The 25,994-nt window shown below is 54.7% G+C and carries 19 protein-coding genes, 2 tRNA genes and 2 other RNA genes; 15 read left to right on the top strand and 8 right to left on the bottom strand.

Features of this window, described 5'->3' with window-relative positions; genetic code table 11:
• The first annotated feature begins 72 nt into the window (after positions 1 to 72).
• The 4 genes from KFZ77_RS10925 to narI are packed head-to-tail and all read left to right on the top strand — an operon-like array spanning position 73 to position 6,735.
• A complete protein-coding gene (locus KFZ77_RS10925; RefSeq protein WP_031523631.1) occupies positions 73 to 3,819 on the top strand; it encodes a nitrate reductase subunit alpha in 3,747 nt (1,248 codons plus the stop codon).
• Positions 3,816 to 5,351 (top strand): nitrate reductase subunit beta, encoded by a 1,536-nt coding sequence (gene narH, locus KFZ77_RS10920; protein WP_031523633.1) that lies wholly within the window; start codon positions 3,816 to 3,818, stop codon positions 5,349 to 5,351. The genes KFZ77_RS10925 and narH overlap by 4 nt, the downstream gene beginning before the upstream one ends.
• Complete coding sequence (gene narJ / locus KFZ77_RS10915; protein WP_264384187.1) at positions 5,348 to 6,058, top strand: nitrate reductase molybdenum cofactor assembly chaperone; 711 nt, start codon at positions 5,348 to 5,350, stop codon at positions 6,056 to 6,058. The genes narH and narJ overlap by 4 nt, the downstream gene beginning before the upstream one ends.
• The gene (narI, locus tag KFZ77_RS10910) at positions 6,058 to 6,735 is read left to right on the top strand and encodes a respiratory nitrate reductase subunit gamma (protein WP_031523636.1); all 678 of its coding nucleotides are present in this window, start codon (positions 6,058 to 6,060) and stop codon (positions 6,733 to 6,735) included. Before narJ ends, narI begins: the two co-directional genes overlap by 1 nt.
• A gap of 168 nt (positions 6,736 to 6,903) precedes the next feature.
• Here narI and KFZ77_RS10905 read toward each other — a convergent pair.
• From KFZ77_RS10905 to KFZ77_RS10880, 6 genes are all read right to left on the bottom strand, one after another.
• Positions 6,904 to 7,034: non-coding RNA, RtT sRNA (locus KFZ77_RS10905), on the bottom strand.
• Between the two features lie 46 nt (positions 7,035 to 7,080).
• Positions 7,081 to 7,165: transfer RNA gene (locus tag KFZ77_RS10900), tRNA-Tyr, on the bottom strand.
• A 53-nt stretch (positions 7,166 to 7,218) separates the two neighbouring features.
• A non-coding RNA gene (locus KFZ77_RS10895) (RtT sRNA) lies at positions 7,219 to 7,349 on the bottom strand.
• Positions 7,350 to 7,391: 42 nt separating this feature from the next.
• Positions 7,392 to 7,476 (bottom strand) — tRNA-Tyr (locus KFZ77_RS10890).
• Between the two features lie 161 nt (positions 7,477 to 7,637).
• The gene (purU, locus tag KFZ77_RS10885; RefSeq protein ID WP_031523638.1) at positions 7,638 to 8,480 is read right to left on the bottom strand and encodes a formyltetrahydrofolate deformylase; all 843 of its coding nucleotides are present in this window, start codon (positions 8,478 to 8,480) and stop codon (positions 7,638 to 7,640) included.
• Positions 8,481 to 8,534: 54 nt separating this feature from the next.
• A complete protein-coding gene (locus tag KFZ77_RS10880) occupies positions 8,535 to 8,993 on the bottom strand; it encodes a YchJ family protein (RefSeq protein WP_264384186.1) in 459 nt (152 codons plus the stop codon).
• 368 nt (positions 8,994 to 9,361) lie between these two features.
• Between KFZ77_RS10880 and rssB the strand changes: the two genes are divergently transcribed.
• From rssB to KFZ77_RS10865, 3 genes are all read left to right on the top strand, one after another.
• Complete coding sequence (gene rssB, locus KFZ77_RS10875) at positions 9,362 to 10,375, top strand: two-component system response regulator RssB (protein WP_031523641.1); 1,014 nt, start codon at positions 9,362 to 9,364, stop codon at positions 10,373 to 10,375.
• A gap of 199 nt (positions 10,376 to 10,574) precedes the next feature.
• Positions 10,575 to 11,483, top strand: a complete 909-nt coding sequence (gene galU, locus KFZ77_RS10870; RefSeq protein WP_031523643.1) for a UTP--glucose-1-phosphate uridylyltransferase GalU — start codon at positions 10,575 to 10,577, stop codon at positions 11,481 to 11,483.
• Positions 11,484 to 11,507: 24 nt separating this feature from the next.
• Complete coding sequence (locus tag KFZ77_RS10865) at positions 11,508 to 12,848, top strand: UDP-glucose dehydrogenase family protein (RefSeq protein ID WP_031523645.1); 1,341 nt, start codon at positions 11,508 to 11,510, stop codon at positions 12,846 to 12,848.
• Positions 12,849 to 13,268: 420 nt separating this feature from the next.
• Here KFZ77_RS10865 and hns read toward each other — a convergent pair whose 3' ends face one another.
• Positions 13,269 to 13,682 carry a histone-like nucleoid-structuring protein H-NS gene (gene hns, locus KFZ77_RS10860; protein ID WP_031523647.1) on the bottom strand — a complete coding sequence of 138 codons (414 nt, stop codon included), beginning with the start codon at positions 13,680 to 13,682 and terminating at the stop codon, positions 13,269 to 13,271.
• Between the two features lie 545 nt (positions 13,683 to 14,227).
• On the opposite strand from hns, the gene tdk reads away from it, so the two are divergent.
• Positions 14,228 to 14,830, top strand: a complete 603-nt coding sequence (gene tdk, locus KFZ77_RS10855) for a thymidine kinase (protein WP_264384185.1) — start codon at positions 14,228 to 14,230, stop codon at positions 14,828 to 14,830.
• Positions 14,831 to 14,894: 64 nt separating this feature from the next.
• Here the strand turns inward: tdk and adhE are convergent, their stop codons facing one another.
• The gene (gene adhE, locus KFZ77_RS10850) at positions 14,895 to 17,573 is read right to left on the bottom strand and encodes a bifunctional acetaldehyde-CoA/alcohol dehydrogenase (protein ID WP_264384184.1); all 2,679 of its coding nucleotides are present in this window, start codon (positions 17,571 to 17,573) and stop codon (positions 14,895 to 14,897) included.
• 480 nt (positions 17,574 to 18,053) lie between these two features.
• Between adhE and KFZ77_RS10845 the strand changes: the two genes are divergently transcribed.
• From KFZ77_RS10845 to KFZ77_RS10815, 7 genes are all read left to right on the top strand, one after another.
• Positions 18,054 to 18,701 carry a YchE family NAAT transporter gene (locus KFZ77_RS10845; RefSeq protein ID WP_031524033.1) on the top strand — a complete coding sequence of 216 codons (648 nt, stop codon included), beginning with the start codon at positions 18,054 to 18,056 and terminating at the stop codon, positions 18,699 to 18,701.
• A gap of 780 nt (positions 18,702 to 19,481) precedes the next feature.
• Positions 19,482 to 21,113: an oligopeptide ABC transporter substrate-binding protein OppA gene (gene oppA / locus KFZ77_RS10840; protein ID WP_264384183.1), complete on the top strand. Its 1,632-nt coding sequence runs from the start codon at positions 19,482 to 19,484 to the stop codon at positions 21,111 to 21,113.
• 111 nt (positions 21,114 to 21,224) lie between these two features.
• Positions 21,225 to 22,145, top strand: a complete 921-nt coding sequence (gene oppB / locus KFZ77_RS10835; protein ID WP_264384182.1) for an oligopeptide ABC transporter permease OppB — start codon at positions 21,225 to 21,227, stop codon at positions 22,143 to 22,145.
• Between the two features lie 13 nt (positions 22,146 to 22,158).
• Entirely contained in the window at positions 22,159 to 23,067 is a 909-nt protein-coding gene (gene oppC / locus KFZ77_RS10830; RefSeq protein ID WP_264384181.1) for an oligopeptide ABC transporter permease OppC, read from the top strand.
• Positions 23,068 to 23,078: 11 nt separating this feature from the next.
• A complete protein-coding gene (gene oppD / locus KFZ77_RS10825; protein ID WP_031524041.1) occupies positions 23,079 to 24,092 on the top strand; it encodes an ABC transporter ATP-binding protein in 1,014 nt (337 codons plus the stop codon).
• Positions 24,089 to 25,093: a murein tripeptide/oligopeptide ABC transporter ATP-binding protein OppF gene (gene oppF / locus KFZ77_RS10820; protein ID WP_264384180.1), complete on the top strand. Its 1,005-nt coding sequence runs from the start codon at positions 24,089 to 24,091 to the stop codon at positions 25,091 to 25,093. The genes oppD and oppF overlap by 4 nt, the downstream gene beginning before the upstream one ends.
• Before the next feature lie 17 nt (positions 25,094 to 25,110).
• Positions 25,111 to 25,983 (top strand): ion transporter, encoded by an 873-nt coding sequence (locus KFZ77_RS10815; RefSeq protein ID WP_264386179.1) that lies wholly within the window; start codon positions 25,111 to 25,113, stop codon positions 25,981 to 25,983.
• The last annotated feature ends 11 nt before the right edge of the window (positions 25,984 to 25,994 follow it).

The raw sequence follows: 25,994 nt of genomic DNA, 5'->3' as shown, positions 1-25,994 counted from the left end.
CTACTTTGCCGTCAATTCCAGCAATGTCGATTTACCAGAAGAGCCTGAAGGCTCCATACAGGAGAAACGCTGATGAGCAAATTTCTGGACCGGTTCCGCTACTTCAAGCAGAAGGGCGAAACCTTTGCCGAGGGGCACGGCCAGTTATTAAACACCAACCGCGACTGGGAGGAGGGTTACCGCCAGCGCTGGCAGCACGACAAAATCGTGCGCTCCACCCACGGCGTAAACTGCACCGGCTCCTGTAGCTGGAAAATTTACGTCAAAAACGGTCTGGTCACCTGGGAAACCCAACAGACTGACTATCCGCGCACCCGGCCGGATATGCCTAACCATGAGCCACGCGGCTGTCCACGCGGTGCCAGCTACTCCTGGTATCTCTACAGCGCTAACCGCCTGAAATATCCGCTGATGCGTAAACGCCTGATTAAACTCTGGCGCGAAGCGAAAACCCGCCACAGCGATCCGGTTGATGCCTGGGCTTCCATTATCGAAGACAGCGATAAAGCGAAAAGCTTCAAGCAGGCCCGCGGTCGCGGCGGCTTTGTCCGTTCTTCGTGGCAGGAAGTGAACGAGCTGATCGCGGCGTCTAACGTCTATACCGCGAAAACCTACGGCCCGGACCGTATCGCTGGCTTCTCGCCGATCCCGGCGATGTCGATGGTGTCCTATGCTTCCGGGGCGCGTTATCTGTCGCTCATCGGCGGCACCTGCCTGAGCTTCTACGACTGGTACTGCGACCTGCCGCCGGCCTCACCGATGACCTGGGGCGAGCAGACCGACGTCCCGGAATCCGCGGACTGGTACAACTCCAGTTACATCATTGCCTGGGGCTCAAACGTTCCGCAGACCCGTACCCCGGATGCGCACTTCTTTACCGAAGTACGCTACAAAGGCACCAAAACCGTGGCGGTTACCCCGGACTACGCGGAAATCGCCAAGCTGTGCGACCTCTGGCTGGCACCGAAGCAGGGTACCGACAGCGCGATGGCGCTGGCGATGGGCCACGTCATGCTGCGCGAATTCCACCTCGACAACCCGAGCCAGTACTTCACTGATTACGTTCGCCGCTACACCGACATGCCGATGCTGGTGATGCTCGAAGAGCGCGACGGCATGTACGCGGCAGGCCGCATGCTGCGCGCCTCGGATCTGGTGGATGCGCTGGGCCAGGAGAACAATCCCGAGTGGAAAACCATCGCTTGCGATAACCGCAGCGGCGAGCTGGTTGCTCCGAACGGTTCAATTGGCTTCCGCTGGGGCGAGAAGGGCAAGTGGAACCTGGAGCAGCGTAACGGCACCAGCGGTGAAGAAGCCGAACTGCGCCTGAGCCTGCTCGGCAGCCATGATGAAATCGCCGATGTCGGCTTCCCGTACTTCGGCGGCGACGGCACCGAGCACTTCACCAACGTGGCGCTCGACAACGTGCTGGTGCATAAGCTGCCGGCGAAGCGCCTGCAGCTGGCAAATGGCGAAACCGCGCTGGTGACCACGGTCTACGATCTGACGCTGGCGAACTACGGTCTTGAGCGCGGGCTGGGGGATGCCAACGCGGCATCCAGCTATGACGAAGTGAAAGCCTATACTCCGGCCTGGGCCGAGCAGATCACCGGTGTGCCGCGCACGCAGATTATTCGTACCGCGCGTGAATTTGCGGATAACGCCGATAAAACCCATGGCCGTTCGATGATCATCGTCGGTGCCGGTATGAACCACTGGTTCCACATGGACATGAACTACCGTGGGCTTATCAACATGCTGGTGTTCTGCGGTTGCGTCGGCCAGAGCGGCGGCGGCTGGGCACACTATGTGGGCCAGGAAAAACTGCGTCCGCAGACCGGCTGGCAGCCGCTGGCGTTCGGCCTCGACTGGAGCCGTCCGCCGCGCCACATGAACAGCACTTCTTTCTTCTACAACCACTCCAGCCAGTGGCGCTATGAATCCCTGACTGCACAAGAACTGCTCTCCCCGCTGGCGGATAAATCGCGCTATACCGGTCACCTCATTGACTTCAACGTGCGCGCTGAACGTATGGGCTGGCTGCCGTCGGCGCCGCAGTTGGGCACCAACCCGCTGCGCATCAAGGCTGCGGCCGATGCCGCCGGGATGAATCCGGTGGATTACACCGTCAAGGCGCTGAAGTCCGGAGAGATCCGTTTCGCGGCAGAAGAGCCGGAAAACGGTAAGAACCATCCGCGTAATCTGTTTGTCTGGCGCTCCAACCTGCTTGGTTCCTCCGGGAAAGGGCATGAGTACATGCTCAAATACCTGCTCGGCACCGAGAATGGTATTCAGGGCAAGGATCTGGGTCAGCAGGGCGGCGTGAAGCCCGAAGAGATTGAATGGCAGGATAACGGCCTCGACGGGAAGCTCGACCTGGTCGTGACCCTCGACTTCCGTCTCTCCAGCACCTGTCTCTATTCCGATATCGTGCTGCCGACCGCCACCTGGTATGAGAAAGACGACATGAATACCTCGGATATGCATCCGTTTATTCATCCGCTTTCCGCCGCGGTAGACCCGGCTTGGGAATCAAAAAGCGACTGGGAAATCTACAAGGGCATCGCGAAGAAATTCTCCGAGGTGTGCGTCGGGCACCTGGGGACAGAAACTGACGTGGTGACCCTGCCGATTCAGCACGACTCGGCGGCCGAACTGGCTCAGCCGCTGGATGTGAAAGACTGGAAAAAAGGCGAATGCGACCTGATCCCGGGCAAAACCGCGCCGCACATTATGGTGGTGGAACGTGATTACCCGGCGACTTACGAGCGCTTCACCTCTATCGGTCCGCTGCTGGATAAGATCGGCAACGGGGGCAAGGGCATCGCCTGGAATACCCAGACCGAGATGGATCTGCTGCGCAAGCTCAATTACACCAAGGCAGAAGGTCCGGCCAAAGGCCAGCCGATGCTCAATACAGCTATCGATGCGGCGGAAATGATCCTCACCCTCGCGCCGGAAACCAACGGGCATGTGGCGGTGAAAGCATGGGCGGCGCTGAGCGAATTTACCGGGCGCGACCATACCCATCTGGCGACGAATAAAGAGGAAGAGAAAATCCGCTTCCGCGATATTCAGGCACAGCCGCGCAAAATCATCTCCAGCCCGACCTGGTCTGGCCTCGAGGATGAGCACGTTTCCTATAACGCGGGTTACACCAACGTCCACGAGCTGATCCCGTGGCGCACCCTGACCGGCCGTCAGCAGATTTATCAGGATCACCCGTGGATGCGTGACTTCGGCGAAAGTCTGCTGGTGTACCGTCCGCCGATTGATACCCGTTCCGTTAAAGCGGTGATGGGCCAGAAATCGAACGGCAATCCGGAGAAGGCGCTGAACTTCCTGACGCCGCACCAGAAATGGGGCATTCACTCCACCTACAGCGATAACCTGCTGATGCTGACCCTGTCGCGCGGCGGTCCGATTGTCTGGATGAGTGAAGTGGATGCCAAAGAGCTGGGGATTGAGGATAACGACTGGATCGAAGCGTTCAACGCCAATGGCGCGCTCACAGCCCGTGCGGTGGTCAGCCAGCGCGTGCCGGCGGGGATGACCATGATGTATCACGCTCAGGAACGCATCGTGAATATTCCGGGTTCGGAAATCACCGGCCAGCGCGGCGGGATCCACAACTCGGTGACCCGCATCAGCCCGAAACCGACCCATATGATCGGTGGCTACGCCCATCAGGCCTACGGCTTCAACTACTACGGCACCGTCGGGTCCAACCGCGATGAATTCGTCGTGGTACGTAAGATGAAAAATATCGACTGGTTAGATGGCGAAGGCAATGACCAGGTACAGGAGAGCGCAAAATGAAAATTCGTTCACAAGTCGGCATGGTGCTGAATCTGGACAAGTGCATCGGCTGCCACACCTGCTCAGTCACCTGTAAAAACGTGTGGACCAGCCGGGAAGGGATGGAGTACGCGTGGTTCAATAACGTGGAAAGTAAACCCGGCGTCGGCTTCCCCAACGACTGGGAGAACCAGGAGAAATGGAAGGGCGGCTGGATCCGTAAAATCAATGGCAAACTGCAGCCGCGCATGGGTGGCCGGGCGATGCTGCTCGGTAAAATCTTCGCTAACCCGCATCTGCCGGGCATCGATGACTACTACGAGCCGTTTGACTACGACTATCAGCATCTGCACAACGCGCCGGAAGGCAAACATCAGCCGATTGCGCGTCCGCGCTCGCTGATCACCGGTCAGCGCATGAAGAAAATCGAGACCGGCCCGAACTGGGAAGAGATCCTCGGCGGCGAGTTTGAAAAACGCGGTCACGATAAAAACTTCGACAATATGCAGAAGGCGATGTACGGCCAGTTTGAAAACACCTTCATGATGTACCTGCCGCGCCTGTGTGAGCACTGTCTCAACCCGGCATGCGTGGCTACCTGCCCGAGCGGTGCCATCTACAAGCGTGAAGAAGATGGCATCGTACTGATCGATCAGGACAAATGCCGCGGCTGGCGCATGTGCATTACCGGTTGCCCGTACAAAAAAATCTACTTCAACTGGAAGAGCGGTAAATCTGAGAAGTGCATTTTCTGCTACCCGCGTATCGAAGCCGGGATGCCAACCGTGTGTTCTGAGACCTGCGTTGGACGTATTCGCTACCTCGGCGTGTTGCTGTACGACGCGGACGCGATTGAGAACGCTGCCAGCACCGAGAGCGAGAAAGATCTCTATCAGCGCCAGCTGGACGTGTTCCTCGACCCGAACGATCCGGCAGTGATCGAACAGGCGCTGAAAGATGGCGTACCGCAGAGCGTGATCGACGCCGCACAGCAGTCGCCGGTGTGGAAACTGGCGATGGACTGGAAGCTTGCTCTGCCGCTGCATCCTGAATACCGCACCCTGCCGATGGTCTGGTACGTGCCGCCGCTGTCACCGATCCAGTCGGCTGCCGATGCAGGCGAGCTGGGTCGCAACGGGATCCTGCCGGACGTCGAAAGCCTGCGTATTCCGGTGCAGTATCTGGCTAACCTGCTGACCGCGGGTGACACTGCCCCGGTGCTGCTGGCGCTGAAACGTATGCTGGCAATGCGCCACTACAAACGTGCGGAAACCGTGGACGGCGTCAACGATCTGCGCGCGCTGGAAGAAGTCGGCCTGAGCGAAGCACAGGCGCAGGAGATGTACCGTTACCTGGCTATCGCCAACTACGAAGATCGTTTCGTGGTGCCGTCCAGCCATCGCGAACTGGCTGCGGATGCGTTCCCGGAACGCAACGGCTGCGGTTTCAGCTTCGGTGACGGCTGCCATGGTTCAGACGGCAAGTTCAACCTGTTCAACAGCCGCCGCATCGATGCTATTGACGTGACGGTGAAAACGGAGCCCCGCCCATGACTGAACTGTTGATTATCTCCCGCCTGCTGGAGTATCCGGATGCTGCCCTGTGGCAGCATCAGGGCGAGCTGTTTGAAGCCCTCGCGCAGGCAGAGCATCTGTCGCTGAAGCAGGCACATCAGCTTGGCGTATTTATTCGCGATCTGACGCAGCAGGATCTGCTGGACGCCCAGGCCAGCTACGGTGAACTGTTCGACCGTGGCCGCGCCACCTCCATGCTGTTATTCGAGCACGTGCACGGCGAATCCCGCGATCGCGGTCAGGCGATGGTCGATCTGCTCTCGCAGTATGAGCGCGCCGGGCTGATGCTCGACAGCCGCGAACTGCCGGATCACCTGCCACTCTATCTGGAGTACCTGGCCCAGCTGCCGCATCAGGAGGCGATTGCCGGTCTGCAGGACGTCGCGCCGATCCTGGCGCTGCTCGCGGCACGCCTCAACCAGCGTGAAAGCGCGTATGCAGTACTGTTTGAGCTGCTGCTGGGGCTGTGCGAGACCGCCGTGGACAGCCAACAGGTCGCGGAGAAGATCGCGAACGAAGCCCGCGACGATACGCCGCAGGCGCTGGATGCGGTGTGGGAAGAGGAGCAGGTGAAGTTCTACGCCGAGCAGGGGTGTGGCGATAACGCCATCGGTAACCATCAGCGTCGTTTTGCCGGTGCCGTCGCGCCGCAATATCTTACTATTCCAACGGGAGGGCATCAGTGATGGACTTTCTGAATACGTTTTTCTTCGGGATCTATCCCTACATCGCCGGCACCGTGTTCCTGGTCGGCAGCTGGCTGCGTTATGACTATGGCCAGTACACCTGGCGCGCGGGTTCAAGCCAGATGCTCGATCGCAAGGGCATGAACATGGCTTCCAACCTGTTTCACTTTGGTATCCTCGGGATTTTCTTCGGCCACCTGTTCGGGATGTTAACCCCGCACTGGATGTACGAAGCGTTTCTGCCGATTGCGATGAAACAAAAGCTGGCAATGATTGCCGGTGGGGTGTTTGGTGCCATGACGCTGGTGGGCGGGCTGCTGCTGCTCAAACGTCGTCTGCTTAATCCGCGCATACGCGCTACCTCTACCGGGGCGGATATTCTTATCCTGGTGCTGCTGATGACGCAGTGCACCCTGGGACTGATCACCATTCCGTTCTCGGCGCAGCACATGGACGGTTCGGAGATGATGAAGCTGGTGGGCTGGGCGCAGTCGGTGGTGACCTTCCGCGGCGGTGCTGCTGAGCATCTGGACGGCGTGGCGTTTATCTTCCGCATGCACCTCGTGCTGGGCATGACGCTGTTCCTGGTGTTCCCGTTCACCCGTCTGGTGCACGTCTGGAGCGCGCCGGTGGAGTATTTCACCCGTAAATATCAGGTAGTACGCGCCCGCCGTTAACGGCGCGGGTACGGCGACAAAACCCGGCTCTGGCCGGGTTTTTTTATGGGTGTAAGCGTGTAGGTAATACGCGGTGCTTTGAACGCGGCGGGTGCGCAGGCTTACCCGCCCTACGTTGAATCATGGCGCATCGGTTGGTGATTTTGTGTGAGTGAGTCATTCAGAAGATGGTGGTGGGGGAAGGATAACTCGCCGCGGTGCGACTCGCCCTTCGGGTCGTTGCCTGCGGCAACGCGTTCTCGCTACGCTCGAATCGAACCTTAATCGAAGCTTCTCATCCTTCCCCTGTACGGAGAATTGTGGCGCATCGGTTCGTAATATTGTATGAGTGGGTCATTCAGAAGATGGTGGTGGGGGAAGGATTCGAACCTTCGAAGTCGATGACGGCAGATTTACAGTCTGCTCCCTTTGGCCGCTCGGGAACCCCACCAGGGGTATTCATATTGTAGTGGCTTGCGCCGATTCACTGCGGAGGCATGAAGATGGTGGTGGGGGAAGGATTATTCGTCGCTTCGCTCCTCACCCTTCGGGCCATTGCCTTCGGCAATATACTTTCGCTTTCGCTCAAGTCGAACCTTAACGAAGGTTCTCACCCTTCCCGACAGTGCAAACCTCACGTCTGACTATCAGGTTTACCACATCGCTGTGGTCAATAATGGTGGTGGGGGAAGGATTCGAACCTTCGAAGTCGATGACGGCAGATTTACAGTCTGCTCCCTTTGGCCGCTCGGGAACCCCACCACGGGGCAATGCATGTTGCTATTGGCCTGCTTCCTTGTGGGAAGCGGGGCGCATCATATCAAATGAAGCGCCGCTGTAAAGCATTCCTTAAGGGAATCTATGTTGTTTGCGTACTTTTTACCCGTAACGCCGGAAAGCTAAGCAACAGATTCCCAAAAAGTTTAAAGAACAATCGTTCTGTTACCGTAGACGAAGACGCGTTGCGCCAGCACCTGATACAGCGCACGGCTTAAAACGTTTTTCTCAACGTCACGTCCGGCACGCATCATGTCTTCCGCGGTATAAGTATGATCAACGTGAATCACGTCCTGCATGATGATCGGGCCTTCATCCAGATTATCATTCACGTAGTGTGCCGTAGCGCCGATGATTTTCACGCCGCGCTCATAGGCCTGATGATAAGGACGCGCGCCGATAAAGGCCGGCAGGAACGAGTGGTGAATATTGATGATCTTGTTCGGGAAACGCGCCACAAACGACGGCGTGAGTACGCGCATGTATTTGGCCAGTACCACGTAATCCGGATCGTAGCTTTCAATCGCCTGTGCCATTAACGCGTCATGCTCTTCGCGGGTATGCCCTTCATGGCTTACCAGCTGGAACGGAATGTCGAAGCGCTCCACCAGCGTGCGCAGCGTGTCGTGGTTGCCGATCACGGCCGCGATCTCCACATCCAGCCCGCCGTAGTTCGCTTTCATCAGCAGATCGCCAAGGCAGTGCGCCTCTTTGGTCACCAGAATAACCACGCGACGACGTCCGGCCGGGTTGAGCTCACGTACCGAACCTTCCGGCAGCGCGCTGTCGAGATCGGCAAGCAGCGTGGCGTCGTTAAAAATGCCTTCCAGCTCGGTACGCATGAAAAAGCGCCCGGTGCGATGATCGACGAATTCATTGTTCTGCACGATGTTGAGCTCGTGCTTGTAACAGATATTGGTGATGCGTGCGATAAGCCCTTTCTGGTCAGGGCAGATGGTACGCAGAACTTTACGTTGAAGAGATTGCATCTCGGGGCAGATCCTGTTGAACAGTGTTTGCAATGAGCGTGTTGCTGAAGCCGGTTACTGGCCGCAACACTTTTTGAATTTTTTCCCGGAGCCGCAGGGGCAGGGATCGTTACGTCCAGACTGCGGACGCGTTCCGTCGATATAGTACCAGCGGGTGCCGTCACGCAGAAAACGCGAGCGCTCGATAATAGCACCACTTTTGCCGTTTTCCTGAAAACGTGCAACAAAGCTGACGAATCCTTCATCAGGCGTGTTGCCGTCAGCTTCCTCATAAACCGTCAGGCCAAGCCAGTGGGTTGCGGCAAAACCCGCCGCGATGTCAGCTTTGAACGTTTCAGCGTGGCAGGATGGGTGCCAGGTAGCCACCAGATAATCGGCGTTTTTCATTGCAAAAGCGCAGTAACGGGAGCGCATCAGCAGCGCAGGGGTAGCCGGGATGCGGTCAAAGGCCAGGTAAGGCCCGCAACATAAGCTATACTCCAGTGCGCTGCCACAGGGACAGGGTTGCGACACGACGGTCTCCTCAGGATGTTTTTAAATGCGCAAATGCATGTGAGACGCTTATGTTAACCGAGCGCCATCACTGATGCCATGCCACATCGCCGCCCAACCGGTCGGCTCCGGGTATGAACAAGGAAAGCAGTGAGGCGCATTATTCGCGTCAGGGCGCATCATTTTGTTTTACCGCTTCGCTTATTGTAAAACATCATGTTAACACCCTGAAAAAATGAGATTTCTTTGTTACTATCGACGATAACAGTAAGCTTTTGGTGCGATCGCTCGGTTTTGCACCCGTTTTTTGCCATACATCAGCCAATTCTGACAGGCGTTACCGGCTATAGCATGCCACTATTGAGATAACGCACGTCAGGGGAGAGAAAATGACGCAACCATTGACCGGAAAACAGATATTGATCGTTGAGGACGAGCCCGTTTTCCGCTCACTGCTGGATTCATGGTTAACGTCATTGGGTGCGACTACCCAGCTTGCATTCGATGGCGTAGAAGCGCTTGAAAGACTGGCGGAGTGGATACCGGATCTGATGATCTGCGATCTTGAGATGCCGCGTATGAACGGCCTGAAGCTGGTTGAACAGGTTCGGAATGAGGGTAACCAGACGCCGATTCTGGTGATTTCCGGCACCGATAATATGTCGGATATCGCTAAAGCACTGCGTCTCGGGGTGCAGGATGTGCTGCTTAAACCCGTGAAAGATTTTACCCGCCTGCGGGAAACCGTGTTCGCCTGCCTCTATCCAACGATGTTTAATTCCCGGGTTGAAGAAGAGGACCAGCTGTTTCAGGACTGGGATGCGCTGGTCGCCAACCCGAGCGCCGCGGCAAAGCTGTTGCAGGAGCTGCAGCCGCCGGTTCAGCAGGTGATGTCCAGCTGTCGTATTAACTATCGCCAGCTGGTGGCTGCCGATGAGCCTGGCCTGGTGCTGGATATCGCACCGCTCTCTGACCAGGATTTAGCCTTTTATTGTCTTGATGTAACCCGCGCCGGAGATAATGGCGTACTGGCTGCTTTATTATTGCGCGCTTTATTTAACGGGTTATTACAGGAGCAGCTTTCACGCCAGCGTCAGCGCTTACCGGAGTTGGGTAATTTACTTAAGCAGGTTAACCAACTGTTGCGCCAGGCAAATTTACCGGGGCAATTTCCGCTGCTGGTTGGTTATTACCATAGCGGGTTAAAAAATCTGATATTAGTTTCCGCAGGCCTTAACGCCACCCTCAATACCGGTGAGCATCAAATTCAGTTAAGTAACGGTGTTCCTCTTGGAACATTAGGAAATACTTACTTAAACCAAATCAGCCAGCGCAGCGACTCCTGGCAGTGCCAGATCTGGGGCGCTGGCGGGCGTCTGCGCCTGATGCTGTCTGCGGAATGAGCATTTGAACCGGGGATCTCAGATAGCTTTTCCGGGCTGTCTGAGCCGGTGGTAATATCTCGTCAGCTTTATTCGTATTAGTCCTAAATTGCCGCTGCGGCGGGTATTCGGGCGCGGATTTAATTTCTAACCTGATATACTCGAACGCGTTTTTAATTGACGTACAAGTGTAAAACTTGAAAGGTCCAGGAGAATTTACATGGCTGCCATTAATTCGAAAGTGAAAAAAGCAGTAATCCCTGTCGCGGGATTAGGAACCCGGATGTTGCCTGCTACTAAGGCGATCCCGAAAGAAATGCTGCCACTGGTTGATAAACCGTTAATTCAATATGTTGTTAACGAGTGTATCGCTGCCGGCATTACCGAAATTGTTCTGGTTACCCACTCTTCAAAAAACTCCATTGAAAACCACTTCGATACCAGCTTCGAACTGGAAGCCATGCTGGAAAAACGCGTGAAGCGTCAGCTGCTCGAAGAAGTTCAGTCTATTTGCCCGCCGCACGTGACCATCATGCAGGTGCGTCAGGGGCTGGCGAAAGGCCTCGGTCACGCGGTGATGTGTGCCCACCCGGTTGTGGGTGACGAGCCGGTCGCGGTGATCCTGCCTGACGTTATCCTTGATGAGTTTGAATCTGACCTCTCTCAGGACAACCTTGCCGAGATGATCAAGCGCTTCGATGAGACTGGCAACAGCCAGATCATGGTTGAGCCTGTAGAAGACGTGACCGCATACGGCGTGGTTGACTGCAAAGGCGTGGAGCTGAAAGCAGGAGACAGCGTGCCGATGGTCGGTATCGTTGAGAAACCTAAAGCCGATGTAGCGCCGTCCAATCTGGCTGTCGTAGGCCGTTACGTTCTCGGCGCTGATATCTGGCCTCTGCTGGCCAAAACCCCTCCGGGAGCCGGTGACGAGATCCAGCTGACTGACTCCATCGCAATGCTGATGGATAAAGAGACTGTTGAGGCTTACCACATGAAAGGCAAGAGCCACGACTGCGGTAACAAGCTGGGCTACATGCAGGCATTTGTTGAATACGGCGTTCGTCACAAAACTCTGGGCGCAGAATTCACTGCCTGGCTCAACGAGACTGTAGGCGACAAAAAGTAATCTCATTTATCGCAGGATAAAGCAATGAAAGTAACCGTGTTTGGTATTGGCTACGTAGGTCTGGTGCAGGCAGCCGTGCTTGCGGAAGTCGGGCATGACGTAATGTGCATCGACGTGGACGAGGCTAAAGTAGAGAACCTGAAGCAGGGGATCATCCCTATCTATGAACCTGGTCTGACTCCCTTAGTGAAGAAAAACTATGAAGAGGGTCGATTGCATTTCAGTACCAATCCGGAAGAAGGGGTTAATCACGGCGTGATGCAGTTTATCGCCGTTGGCACACCGCCGGATGAAGATGGTTCCGCCGATCTTAAATATGTTGTCGCCGTGGCGCAGACCATTGCGAAATACATGACTTCGCATAAAGTCGTTATCGACAAATCGACGGTACCGGTGGGCACCGCAGATAAAGTGCGCGGCGTGATGCTGGAAGCGCTTAAGCAACGCGGCGTGGAGCTGAACTTCGATGTGGTTTCCAACCCGGAATTCCTTAAAGAAGGTGCGGCGGTGGCCGACTGTATGCGCCCTGAGCGCATTGTCGTCGGTACTGATAACGAGGATGTGGTCGATCTGCTGCGCGAGCTGTATGAGCCGTTTAACCGCAATCACGACCGTATGATCCTGATGGATATCCGCAGCGCAGAGCTGACCAAATATGCGGCCAACTGCATGCTGGCGACCAAAATCAGCTTTATGAATGAAATCGCTAACCTTGCAGAGCGTCTGGGCGCGGATGTTGAGAAGGTGCGTCAGGGCATCGGCTCCGACTCCCGCATCGGCTACAGCTTCATCTATCCCGGTTGCGGCTATGGCGGCTCGTGCTTCCCGAAAGACGTGCAGGCGTTGATCCGTACCGCAGAGCATATCGGCTATGTGCCGCGTCTGCTCAAAGCGGTGGAAGACGTCAACGACGATCAGAAAATGAAGCTGCCTGATTTCATTCGCCGTCATTTCGGTGAGGATTTAAACGGCAAAACCTTCGCACTTTGGGGGCTGTCATTTAAACCCAATACCGATGATATGCGTGAAGCTTCCAGTCGCGTGCTGATGGAAGAACTGTGGAAACGCGGCGCCTCCGTGCAGGCCTACGATCCGGAAGCGATGGATGAGGCGCAGCGTATTTATGGTCACCGCACTGATTTACGTCTGATGGGTACCAAAGAAGCCGCCATGCAGGGCGCAGATGCGCTGGTTATTTGCACCGAGTGGCAGAGCTTTAAAGCGCCTGATTTCGATATCATCAAAAACGTTCTCAGAGAGCCGGTAATTTTCGACGGACGTAACCTGTTCGATCCGGAAAGATTGCGTAAACGCGGCTTCACCTATTACGGTATTGGCCGTGGGGCATCCCTCAATATTGCCTGATTGATCCCTTAAATAAGGGGCAGAAAGCGTACTGGCTTTCTGCCCCTTTTTCTTTGCCAGTACTCTGTCGCTGATGTTCCATTTCTTACGAGAGCTGCCTGCTGCCAGTCAGCTCTCACAAGGCTGTATCCACATCTGTACAAAATAAACCTGCTAAGGCTGGCAGAATTATCACCAGCTAAAATTTCATACGAGATAACAACAGCTGAGAGCTATAACGAAAATGTGCGGTGTCCGACATTAATTTTATATAGTTTATTTATCGTAACGCAGCGAAATCATCTGATGCGCCCGCACAATGGTGTGCAAAAATTAACCTTAACGCGGGGGGGAACTGAGCAGGGGCTATAACATGGTGTACCACAGAAACAAAAAATCCCGCCGGAGCGGGATTTTGGTTAACGAATTAACGCCTGAGCATTACTCGTTGATCAGGAAATCATCAAGCTGTTTACCCTGCTCATCCATGGCTTTCTTGATGACAGCCGGAGTACGGCCCTGGCCGGTCCAGGTTTTAGTTTCGCCATTCTCGTCAACGTAGCTGTATTTAGCCGGGCGAGCAGCGCGTTTGGATTTAGCGCCGGTTTTAGCTGCACCCATGCTGTTCAGCAGTTCGTTAGGATCGATGCCGTCAGCAATCAGCATTTCACGGTATTGCTGAAGTTTGCGAGTACGCTCTTCGATTTCCGCAGCAGCAGCGCTTTCTTCTTCGCGACGCTCATTAACAACAACTTCTAATTTTTCCAGCATTTCTTCAAGCGTTTCGAGAGTGCATTCTCTGGCCTGGGCACGAAGAGTACGGATGTTGTTCAGAATTTTAAGTGCTTCGCTCATTGTAGTAATCTCAAACTTTATATTGGGGGTGGTTTGTTCTGCTAATAATAGAGTCTTAATTTACGTTCTGCAATAGCTGAGAATGTAAGGAATTCAAAATACCTGAATTAATGACCCGTTTTTAAATAGCCGTTTCTTAATTTCAGCGCGCTCTGTCACACCGAAAAGGCGTTCCGCAAGGCAAATTCATATCCTGAAACAGCTGGCGACTGGCGCTCACTGACCCGCTAATATTGTGAGTATGGATAAATATCAACCTTAAGTATTAGCGCGTTGTATCCGCCTGAGTAAGTGTGAGCGTGATTATTATTTTACGCATTCTGTGCTTTCATTTTATATAAAACTGGCACCAGACCCTTTGCCTGCCGCCGGTAATGGTGGCGGGGGAACCCGCGTGGCGGCACGCCCGGTAATGCGCCAGCGCTATATATTTTATGGCCTCGCTTAACGTAAAACCCTGACAGCGCCGCGGGATTAGCGGCTGTTTATGACAATGTATATGCTACAATCGCGCGCATCGTAATATCCGAGGAGCGACGCTGTAAATGGCGCAACTATATTTCTATTACTCAGCAATGAATGCCGGTAAATCCACGGCGTTGCTGCAGTCTTCGTACAATTATCAGGAGCGGGGTATGCGCACCCTGGTCTACACCGCGGAAATTGACGACAGGTTTGGGGCGGGGAAAGTAAGTTCTCGTATCGGGCTGTCATCGCCCGCCAGCCTTTTTAACACGGATACCGCGCTGTTTGAGGATATTCGTTGTGAGCACGAGCGTAATCCCATTAATTGCGTGCTGGTGGATGAGAGCCAGTTTCTGACGCGTCAGCAGGTTCATGAACTGTCAGAAGTGGTGGATGTGCTGGATATCCCGGTATTGTGCTATGGGCTACGTACCGACTTCCGTGGGGAACTGTTTAGTGGCAGCCAGTATTTGCTGGCATGGTCGGATAAGCTGGTTGAATTAAAAACCGTGTGTTTCTGCGGCCGTAAAGCAAGCATGGTGCTGCGGCTTGACCAGACGGGTAAACCCTATGCTGAGGGCGAGCAGGTGGTTATAGGGGGGAATGAACGCTATGTCTCGGTGTGTCGTAAACATTATAAAGAAGCGCTCGCCAAAGGCTCGCTACAGGCGATTAACGCGTAACGTACAGGCATGTTCCAGCCATAAAAAAACCCGCCTTCCGGCGGGTTTTTTACGGGCATTACGGTTATGCCATTTTTTTCGCTTTCTTGTCTGCTTTTACCACTGGCAGCGCTTCCTGTTTAGCCGGGGTATCACCTTCGGTGAATTCACGGCCATAGAAGCTGTCGAGCAGGATCTGTTTCAGCTCGGCAATCAGCGGATAACGCGGGTTAGCGCCGGTGCACTGGTCATCGAAAGCATCCTCAGAAAGTTTATCCACGTGGGCCAGGAAGTCTGCTTCCTGCACGCCTGCTTCACGGATTGACTTCGGAATACCCAGTTCAGCTTTGATGCTCTCCAGCCATGCCAGCAGCTTCTCGATTTTCGCTGCGGTGCGATCGCCCGGTGCGCTCAGACCCAGGTGGTCTGCGATTTCAGCGTAGCGACGACGTGCCTGCGGACGGTCATACTGGCTGAATGCAGTCTGTTTGGTCGGGTTATCGTTAGCGTTGTAGCGAATCACGTTGGAGATAAGCAGGGCATTCGCCAGACCGTGAGGAATGTGGAACTGGGAGCCAAGTTTATGCGCCATTGAGTGACACACACCGAGGAAGGCGTTAGCAAACGCGATACCGGCGATAGTCGCTGCACTGTGAACACGCTCACGCGCCACCGGGTTTTTAGACCCTTCATGGTAAGACGCCGGCAGATTCTCTTTCAGCAGTTTCAGTGCCTGCAGAGCCTGACCGTCAGAGAATTCAGAGGCCAGTACCGATACGTAAGCTTCCAGAGCGTGAGTAACTGCATCAAGACCACCGAAGGCGCACAGCGATTTCGGCATGTCCATCACCAGATTTGCGTCAACTACCGCCATATCCGGAGTCAGCGCATAGTCTGCCAGCGGATATTTTTGCCCGGTTGCATCGTCGGTCACCACGGCAAACGGGGTGACTTCTGAACCGGTACCGGAGGTGGTGGTAACGGCGATCATTTTCGCTTTCACGCCCATTTTCGGGAACTTGTAGATACGTTTACGGATATCCATAAAGCGCAGCGCCAGCTCTTCGAAATGGGTTTCCGGATGCTCGTACATGACCCACATGATTTTCGCGGCGTCCATCGGGGAGCCACCGCCCAGCGCGATGATCACGTCCGGTTTAAAGGCGTTCATCAGCTCGGCACCTTTGCGCACCACGCTCAGGGTTGGGTCAGCTTCGACTTCGAAGAACACTTCTGTTTCGACGCCAGCGGCTTTCAGCACAGAGGTAATCTGGTCTGCATAGCCGTTGTTAAACAGGAAGCGGTCAGTGACGACGATGGCGCGTTTGTGACCATCAGTAATCACTTCATCCAGCGCAATCGGCAGCGAGCCGCGGCGGAAGTAGATTGATTTCGGAAGTTTATGCCACAACATGTTCTCAGCTCGCTTAGCAACGGTTTTCTTGTTGATCAAGTGCTTCGGACCAACGTTTTCAGAGATGGAGTTACCACCCCATGAACCACAACCCAGAGTCAGAGAAGGCGCAAGCTTGAAGTTATACAGGTCACCGATACCGCCCTGAGACGCCGGCGTATTGATGAGAATACGCGCGGTTTTCATCATCTGACCAAAGTAAGCGACGCGCTCCGGCTGGTTGTCCTGGTCAGTGTAGAGGCAGGATGTGTGGCCGATACCGCCCATTGCCACCAGTTTCTCCGCTTTTTCTACCGCATCGTCAAAGTCTTTGGCGCGATACATAGCGAGAGTAGGGGAGAGTTTTTCGTGTGCAAACGGCTCGCTCTCATCCACCAGTTTAACTTCGCCAATGAGAATTTTGGTGGTGGATGGCACGGTGAAACCGGCCAGCTCAGCAATTTTCGCCGCAGGCTGCCCTACGATACCGGCATTGAGCGCACCATTTTTCAGGATGATATCCTGAACCGCTTTCAGCTCATGACCCTGCAGCAGATAGCCGCCATGGCTGGCGAAGCGTTCGCGAACGGCGTCGTAGACGGAGTCAACCACGATAACTGACTGTTCAGAAGCACAGATCACACCGTTATCAAAGGTTTTGGACATCAGGATAGACGCCACAGCACGCTTAATATCAGCGGTTTCATCGATAACGACCGGGGTGTTACCTGCGCCCACACCGATGGCGGGTTTACCGGAGCTATAGGCCGCTTTCACCATGCCCGGGCCACCAGTGGCAAGGATGAGGTTGATGTCCGGGTGATGCATCAGAGCGTTAGACAGTTCAACCGAAGGCTGATCGATCCAGCCGATCAGATCTTTCGGCGCACCAGCGGCGATAGCTGCCTGCAGCACGATATCAGCGGCTTTGTTGGTAGCATCTTTTGCACGCGGATGCGGCGAGAAAATAATAGCGTTGCGGGTTTTCAGGCTAATCAGTGATTTGAAGATGGCGGTGGACGTTGGGTTAGTGGTCGGAACGATACCGCAGATAATACCGATTGGTTCAGCGATGGTGATAGTGCCGAAGGTGTCATCTTCAGATAACACACCACAGGTTTTCTCATCTTTATAGGCGTTGTAGATATATTCAGAGGCGAAGTGGTTTTTAATCACTTTGTCTTCGACGATACCCATGCCAGATTCGGCAACGGCCATTTTAGCGAGAGGGATACGAGCATCTGCGGCAGCCAGAGCGGCGGCGCGGAAGATTTTATCAACCTGTTCTTGGGTGAAGTTGGCATATTCACGCTGGGCTTTTTTTACACGCTCTACAAGTGCGTTAAGTTCAGCGACATTAGTAACAGCCATAATGCTCTCCTGATAATGTTAAACTCTTTTAGTAAATCAGCCGTTCAGTCGGACAGTATAGTCACCATGAAACAGCCGGCGTGTGAGCGACATTGCACGTTAAAAATGACAATTTGCGCATGTATTCCGCTGATTTACTAAAAGAGCCTTGCCTGAACATCAACCCGAGCCTGCGGTTACTCCCTGGCGGCAACACAACTCTACTCATATCTGAGTAGTCATTTTGTGATCTAAATCAATTTAGATCGATGCTGACACCATTCAGCACCGAAGTTTGTTAATTTGTTTCAATTGATTAAAGAGGTGGTCACAATGCGCAAAATTAAAACTATCATAAACACAACAATTATCTAACACGCGGGGAATATTCCGCACGATTAGATTTTGTCAGAAGTCCGTGCTGGTAAATGGCATGGCGTCAGTGGGGTTTTTACATTACATTACGCCGGCCTGTGCATTATTTATTTGCGGAGCTATCCCGTGACACATTCGCTGTTCGATTTTGCAGTGTATTTTAAATTCTTTATTGGCCTTTTCGCACTGGTTAACCCGGTAGGCATTATTCCGGTGTTTATCAGTATGACCAGTTATCAGACGCCTCCTGCGAGAAATAAAACTAACCTGACGGCCAACGTCTCGGTGGCAATTATTCTCTGGACCTCGCTGTTTTTAGGCGATGCGATCCTGCAGATCTTTGGCATTTCCATCGACTCGTTTCGCATTGCTGGTGGGATACTGGTTGTGACCATCGCCATGTCAATGATTAGCGGAAAACTCGGGGAAGATAAGCAAAACAAGCAGGAAAAATCAGAAACCGCAATTCGCGAAAGCATCGGGGTGGTTCCCCTGGCGCTTCCTTTAATGGCTGGCCCGGGTGCCATCAGCTCCACGATTGTCTGGGGCACGCGCTACCACAGCTGGGCGCATCTGCTCGGGTTTTCCATTGCCATTGCCCTGTTCGCGCTCTGCTGCTGGGGCGTATTCCGCATGGCGCCCTGGCTGGTGCGCTGGCTCGGCCAGACGGGTATCAACGTTATTACGCGTATCATGGGCCTGCTGTTGATGGCGCTGGGCATCGAGTTTATTGTGACCGGAATCAAATCGATATTTCCCGGTCTGGTGAGTTAGAGCCATTTCATATGAAAGCGGGAGCCTGATGGCTCCTTTTTTTATTACTATCAGCAAAACGTATAACCATTGCTGAAAATTGTCTGAAGCATAACAAAACCGAATTTCTGATAATCTAATTTTATTTCATGACGTTAGCGATGAGCGTATGGTGGTTCTGTTCATAATTAACGCGATCGGTCTGTTATTTTCTTAACATCTGACTGTGGGGCTTGCTGCAACATTACTGAGATGATATTAGTACTTTCAACCTTCCCGCAGAGGAATGTGCTAAAAAACGACCAGTTGTTAAATTTTTGTGGATAGCAAGCTCAGCGCATATCATGTCGTCCTGCCTGGCACTAAAAACGGACAAGTCTCTGACTTGTAATGTATTTGCCAGCGCTTCATGTTTGTCTGTCCCGCCAGTGTTGCGGCTCATTTCCCGCCAAAAGAGAAACGCTTAACAAATTTGCAAAATGTATTGGCGCAGGAAAGATGCTTTTGATACTTTCCGGCCAGACAAAACGCTATGAATCGCCCGTAAAAGCAAAATGATTTCCCGGCGAAATCATTAAACACATGCGGTTAATACATCAGATAACGACCTTCAGAACAGGGGAGGGTCGTCAAAGAATCGACGTCAAGGTCGCCGGATGAGCGGCCAGTAAAAATAAAGTCGGTGATAGCAGCAGTCAATAAATCCTGGCAGACGCGAATCGCTCCTGCGCTGTACAGGACCCTCACGGGAAAAACAGGCTGGCTCAGGCCAGTAATTATAATGAGTGGAGTATCAACACAATGTCCATCATCACAAAAAAAAGTCTGGTTGCAGCGGGTGTTTTTTCTGCGCTAATGGCGGGTAACGTGGCAATGGCTGCTAACGTACCGGCAGGCGTTCAGCTGGCAGAAAAGCAAACGCTGGTTCGTAACAATGGCTCTGAAGTTCAGTCACTCGACCCGCATAAAATCGAAGGCGTACCTGAATCCAACATCAACCGCGACCTGTTTGAAGGCCTGCTGGTCACGGATGTTGACGGTCACCCGAGCGCGGGCGTGGCTGAAAAATGGGAAAACAAAGATTTTAAAGTCTGGACGTTCCAGCTGCGTAAAGATGCGAAATGGTCTAACGGCGAGCCGGTAACGGCCCAGGACTTCGTCTACAGCTGGCAGCGTCTGGCCGATCCAAACACCGCGTCCCCGTACGAAAGCTATCTGCAGTACGGCCATATCGCGAATATCGATGACATCATTGCGGGTAAAAAACCTGCTACCGAACTCGGCGTAAAAGCCATTGACGACCACACGCTGGAAGTCACCCTGAGCGAGCCAGTTCCTTATTTCTACAAGCTGCTGGTGCACTCTTCCATGTCCCCGGTGCCTAAAGCCGTGGTGGAAAAATTCGGTGAGAAGTGGACGCAGCCTGCAAACCTCGTTTCTAACGGCGCCTACAAGCTGAAAAGCTGGGTGGTGAACGAGCGTATCGTGCTTGAGCGCAACACCAATTACTGGGATAACGCGAAAACCGTTATCAACCAGGTGACCTATCTGCCGATCTCTTCTGAAGTGACTGACGTTAACCGCTACCGCAGCGGCGAAATCGACATGACCTACAACAACATGCCGATTGAACTGTTCCAGAAGCTGAAAAAAGAGATCCCGCAGGAAGTGCACGTAGACCCGTATCTGTGCACCTACTATTACGAAATTAACAACCAGAAGCCGCCATTTAACGATCCGCGCGTGCGTGCTGCCCTGAAACTGGGTCTGGACCGTGACATTATCGTTAATAAGGTGAAAAACCAGGGCGACCTGCCGGCTTACAGCTTCACCCCGCCATACACCGACGGTGCCAAACTGACTGAACCGGCCTGGTTCAAAATGACCCAGGAACAGCGTAACGCCGAAGCGAAAAAACTGCTGGCGGAAGCGGGCTACACGGCTGATAAGCCGCTGACCTTCGATCTGCTGTATAACACTTCCGATCTGCACAAGAAACTGGCGATCGCCGTCTCTTCTATCTGGAAGAAAAACCTCGGCGTGAACGTGAAGCTCGAAAACCAGGAGTGGAAAACCTTCCTGGATACCCGTCATCAGGGTAACTTCGACGTGGCGCGTGCCGGCTGGTGTGCGGACTACAACGAGCCGACCTCCTTCCTGAACATGCTGCTGTCCGACAGCTCCAATAACACCGCGCACTATAAGAGCGAAACCTACGACAAGCTGGTTTCCGACACGCTGAAAGTGACCGATGAAGCGGAGCGCACCGCGCTGTATCAGAAAGCGGAAGAGCAGCTGGACAAAGACTCTGCGATCGTACCGGTTTACTACTACGTCAACGCCCGTCTGGTGAAACCGTGGGTGGGTGGTTATACCGGTAAAGACCCGATGGATAATATCTCGGTTAAAAACTTGTATATTATCAAACATTAATGGCAATACGCGGGGTAAGCACTTTTACCCCGCTGTGTCCCGGAGCCTCACGCCATACGGCACAGGCTCTTTTTATATTGCGTATATGACACACGCCAGAAGGTACGGGCAATGTTGAAATTTATTTTACGTCGCTGTCTGGAAGCGATTCCGACGCTGTTTATTCTTATAACAATCTCCTTCTTCATGATGCGCCTCGCCCCCGGGAGTCCGTTCACCGGTGAACGTGCGTTGCCGCCGGAAGTGATGGCGAACATCGAAGCCAAATACCATTTAAACGATCCGATCATGACCCAGTACTTCAGTTACCTGAAACAGCTGGCGCACGGTGATTTTGGACCGTCATTCAAATATAAAGATTATTCGGTAAACGACCTGGTCGCGTCCAGTTTCCCGGTTTCCGCGAAGCTCGGTGCCGCCGCGTTCTTCCTCGCTGTGGTGCTTGGCGTTACCGCAGGCGTTGTCTCCGCGCTAAACCAGAACAGCAAATGGGACTTCACCGTGATGGGGATTGCGATGACCGGGGTGGTAATACCCAGCTTCGTGGTCGCGCCGTTGCTGGTGATGATCTTCGCCATCACGCTGAGGTGGCTGCCGGGCGGCGGCTGGAACGGCGGGGCGATCCAGTACATGATCCTGCCGATGGTGGCGCTCTCACTGGCCTATATCGCCAGCATCGCGCGTATTACCCGCGGCTCGATGATCGAAGTGCTGCACTCTAACTTTATTCGTACCGCCCGCGCGAAAGGGTTGCCGATGCGCCGCATCATCATGCGCCACGCCCTGAAACCGGCGCTGTTACCGGTGCTCTCTTATATGGGCCCGGCGTTTGTCGGCATTATCACCGGCTCGATGGTCATCGAGACCATCTACGGTCTGCCGGGTATCGGTCAGCTGTTCGTTAACGGCGCGCTGAACCGTGACTATTCCCTGGTGCTGAGCCTCACCATTCTGGTAGGTGCCCTGACCATCGTATTTAACGCGATTGTCGATGTGCTGTATGCCGTTATCGACCCGAAAATTCGCTACTAAGGCTGGAGTCCCCATGATGTTGAGTAAGAAAAACAGCGAGGCGCTGGAGAATTTCAGCGAGAAGCTGGAAGTTGAGGGACGCAGCCTGTGGCAGGACGCGCGTCGCCGCTTTATGCACAACCGTGCCGCGGTCGCGAGCCTGATTGTGCTGGCGCTTATAGCCCTGTTCGTTACCTTCGCGCCGATGCTGGCGCAGTTCACCTATGACGATACCGACTGGGGCATGATGTCCAGCGCGCCGGATATGGAGTCCGGGCACTACTTTGGTACCGACTCCTCGGGGCGCGATCTGCTGGTGCGAGTGGCCATTGGCGGCCGTATCTCGCTGATGGTCGGCGTTGCGGCGGCGTTTGTGGCAGTGATTTTCGGAACGCTCTACGGGTCGCTCTCCGGCTATCTGGGCGGCAAAGTGGACTCGGTGATGATGCGTTTGCTGGAGATCCTGAACTCCTTCCCGTTCATGTTCTTCGTGATCCTGCTGGTGACCTTCTTTGGTCAGAACATCCTGCTGATCTTCGTGGCTATCGGCATGGTGTCATGGCTCGACATGGCGCGTATCGTGCGCGGCCAGACGCTCAGCCTGAAGCGTAAAGAGTTTATCGAAGCAGCCCAGGTGGGCGGCGTCTCTACCGCCAGTATCGTGGTGCGTCACATCGTGCCGAACGTGCTGGGAGTGGTAGTGGTTTACGCCTCGCTGCTGGTGCCGAGCATGATCCTTTTCGAATCTTTCCTGAGCTTCCTCGGCCTGGGCACCCAGGAGCCGTTAAGCAGCTGGGGCGCACTGCTCAGCGACGGCGCTAACTCAATGGAAGTCTCGCCGTGGCTGCTGCTGTTCCCGGCAGGTTTCCTGGTGATTACCCTGTTCTGTTTCAACTTTATCGGCGATGGCCTGCGTGATGCCCTCGACCCGAAAGATCGTTAAGGAGTGCCGCAATGAGTACGATTGATATCGCCCCGGCCGCCGTTGCGCCGGCACAGCGTGAGGCACTGCTGGAAGTAAAAGACCTCCGTGTTACCTTCGGCACCCCGGACGGGGATGTGACCGCGGTAAACGACCTCAACTTCAGCCTGCGCGCCGGTGAGACGCTGGGCATTGTCGGTGAGTCCGGCTCGGGTAAATCCCAGACCGCGTTTGCCCTGATGGGGCTGCTGGCGGCTAACGGTCGCATCGGCGGTTCGGCCACCTTCAACGGGCGCGAAATTCTCAATCTGCCCGAGGCGGAGCTGAACAAGCTGCGCGCCGAGCAGATCTCGATGATTTTCCAGGACCCGATGACCTCGCTCAACCCGTATATGCGCGTGGGCGAGCAGCTGATGGAAGTGCTGATGCTGCACAAAGGGCTTGGCAAAGCTGCTGCCTTTGAAGAGTCGGTACGCATGCTGGATGCGGTAAAAATGCCCGAAGCGCGTAAGCGTATGCGCATGTACCCGCACGAGTTCTCAGGCGGTATGCGCCAGCGCGTGATGATTGCGATGGCGCTGCTGTGCCGGCCGAAGCTGCTGATTGCCGATGAGCCAACCACCGCGCTGGACGTGACCGTTCAGGCGCAGATCATGACCCTGCTCAATGAGCTGAAGCGCGAATTCAATACCGCCATCATCATGATCACCCACGACCTCGGCGTAGTGGCCGGGATCTGCGATAAGGTGCTGGTGATGTATGCCGGACGTACGATGGAGTACGGCCAGGCGCGCGACGTGTTCTACCACCCGGCACAGCCGTACTCTATCGGCCTGCTGAATGCGGTGCCGCGTCTCGATGCTGAAGGGGAGTCGCTGCTGACCATCCCGGGCAACCCGCCAAATCTACTGCGCCTGCCAAAAGGCTGCCCGTTCCAGCCGCGTTGCCCTTACGCGATGGAGATCTGTAACAGCACGCCGCCGCTGGAGGAGTTCGCTCCTGGCCGCCTGCGCGCCTGCTTCAAGCCGGTGGAGGAGTTAGTATGACGACCGTAGCGGAAGAGAGAAAAGTACTGCTCGAAATTGCCGATCTGAAAGTGCATTTCGACATCAAAGATGGCAAACAGTGGTTCTGGCAGCCGCCTAAAACCCTGAAAGCGGTAGACGGCGTGACGCTGCGCCTGTACGAAGGGGAAACCCTCGGCGTGGTCGGCGAATCCGGCTGCGGTAAATCGACTTTTGCCCGTGCCATTATCGGCCTGGTGAAAGCCACCGACGGCAAAGTCGCCTGGCTTGGCAAAGATCTGCTCGGCATGAAGTCGGACGAGTGGCGCAACGTGCGCAGCGATATCCAGATGATTTTCCAGGATCCGCTGGCGTCTTTGAACCCGCGTATGAACATCGGCGACATTATCGCCGAGCCGCTGCGCACCTATCATCCCAACATGCCGCGTCAGGAAGTGAAGGACCGGGTGAAAGCGATGATGATGAAGGTGGGCCTGCTGCCTAACCTGATCAACCGCTATCCGCACGAGTTCTCCGGCGGTCAGTGTCAGCGTATCGGGATCGCGCGCGCACTGATCCTTGAGCCGAAGCTGATCATCTGTGATGAGCCGGTCTCGGCGCTGGACGTGTCGATTCAGGCGCAGGTGGTGAACCTGCTGCAGAAGCTGCAGCGCGAGATGGGGCTGTCGCTGATCTTTATCGCCCACGATCTGGCGGTGGTGAAACACATCTCCGACCGCGTGCTGGTGATGTATCTGGGTCATGCGGTGGAGCTGGGCACCTATGATGAGGTGTATCACAACCCGCTGCACCCTTATACCCGCGCGCTGATGTCGGCGGTGCCGATCCCGGACCCGGATCTGGAGAAGAACAAAACCATTCAGCTGCTGGAAGGGGAGCTGCCTTCGCCAATCAATCCGCCGTCGGGCTGCGTGTTCCGTACCCGCTGTCCGATTGCTGGCCCGGAATGCGCGAAAACGCGGCCGGTGCTGGAGGGCAGCTTCCGACACGCGGTTTCGTGTCTTAAGGTTGACCCGCTATAATCGCAGGGGCTGGCATGATGCCAGCCCCTTTTTTTGCGAGGTTTACCGTGTCAGGGATTACATTACGCCGTCGCCATCTGTTTCATCTGCTGTTTGACCAGCGTACCCGCAGCGCCCGGCGCGTGGAGGCTTTCTGCGGCCTGATGGCGCTGTTAAGCGTTATCGTGGTGTTTTTCGAATCCGCTTTGATGACGCGTCACGCCCCTGCGCCGCCTCATCCCGGCCTCTGGCTGGGCATAGAGATAGCATTCACGCTGTTTTTCACCCTCGAATATTTGCTGCGCCTGGTGCTTTCTCCCAAGCCGGCACGTTACGCGTTCAGCTTCTGGGGGATACTCGATCTTGCCACACTGCTTCCGCTCTACGTCTACTGGCTGTGGCCAGAAATTGCTGTCAGCTATCTGTTTATCTGGCGGGCAATGCGTGCCGTGCGTGCGCTACGCATCCTCAAGCTGCTGCGTTTTATGCCTTCCCTCAGGCTGGTGGGCGAGGCGGTAAGTAACGCCCGACATCAGCTGATTCTGTTTTATGCTTTTATCGCGATTGTGATGGTGGTTGCAGGTGCGCTGATGTACGGCATTGAGGGCGGGGAGAACGGTTTTGACAGTCTGGGCGCCTCGGTATACTGGGCGGTGGTAACCGTAACGACGGTGGGTTATGGCGATTTGACACCCCATACCGCTGCCGGGCGGGTAGTGGCATCTTTATTGATATTGATTGGCTACTCGGTGATTGCTATCCCGACCGGGATTTTGAGTTCACAGATGACGGAAAATCTCCAGCGAAGACGACAAGCGCGTCGTTGTATACACTGCCGCACGGCAGATCATAAACTGGATGCGATCTATTGCCATCATTGCGGTGCGGCGTTGCCGCGGCTGAAAAGATAGGGCGGCCGCAG

This window comes from Siccibacter colletis, from assembly GCF_025914095.1.
GTDB lineage: Bacteria > Pseudomonadota > Gammaproteobacteria > Enterobacterales > Enterobacteriaceae > Siccibacter > Siccibacter colletis.
The sequence above is the reverse complement of the archived record's forward strand: the minus strand, read 5'-3'. Positions and strand labels throughout refer to the sequence as shown.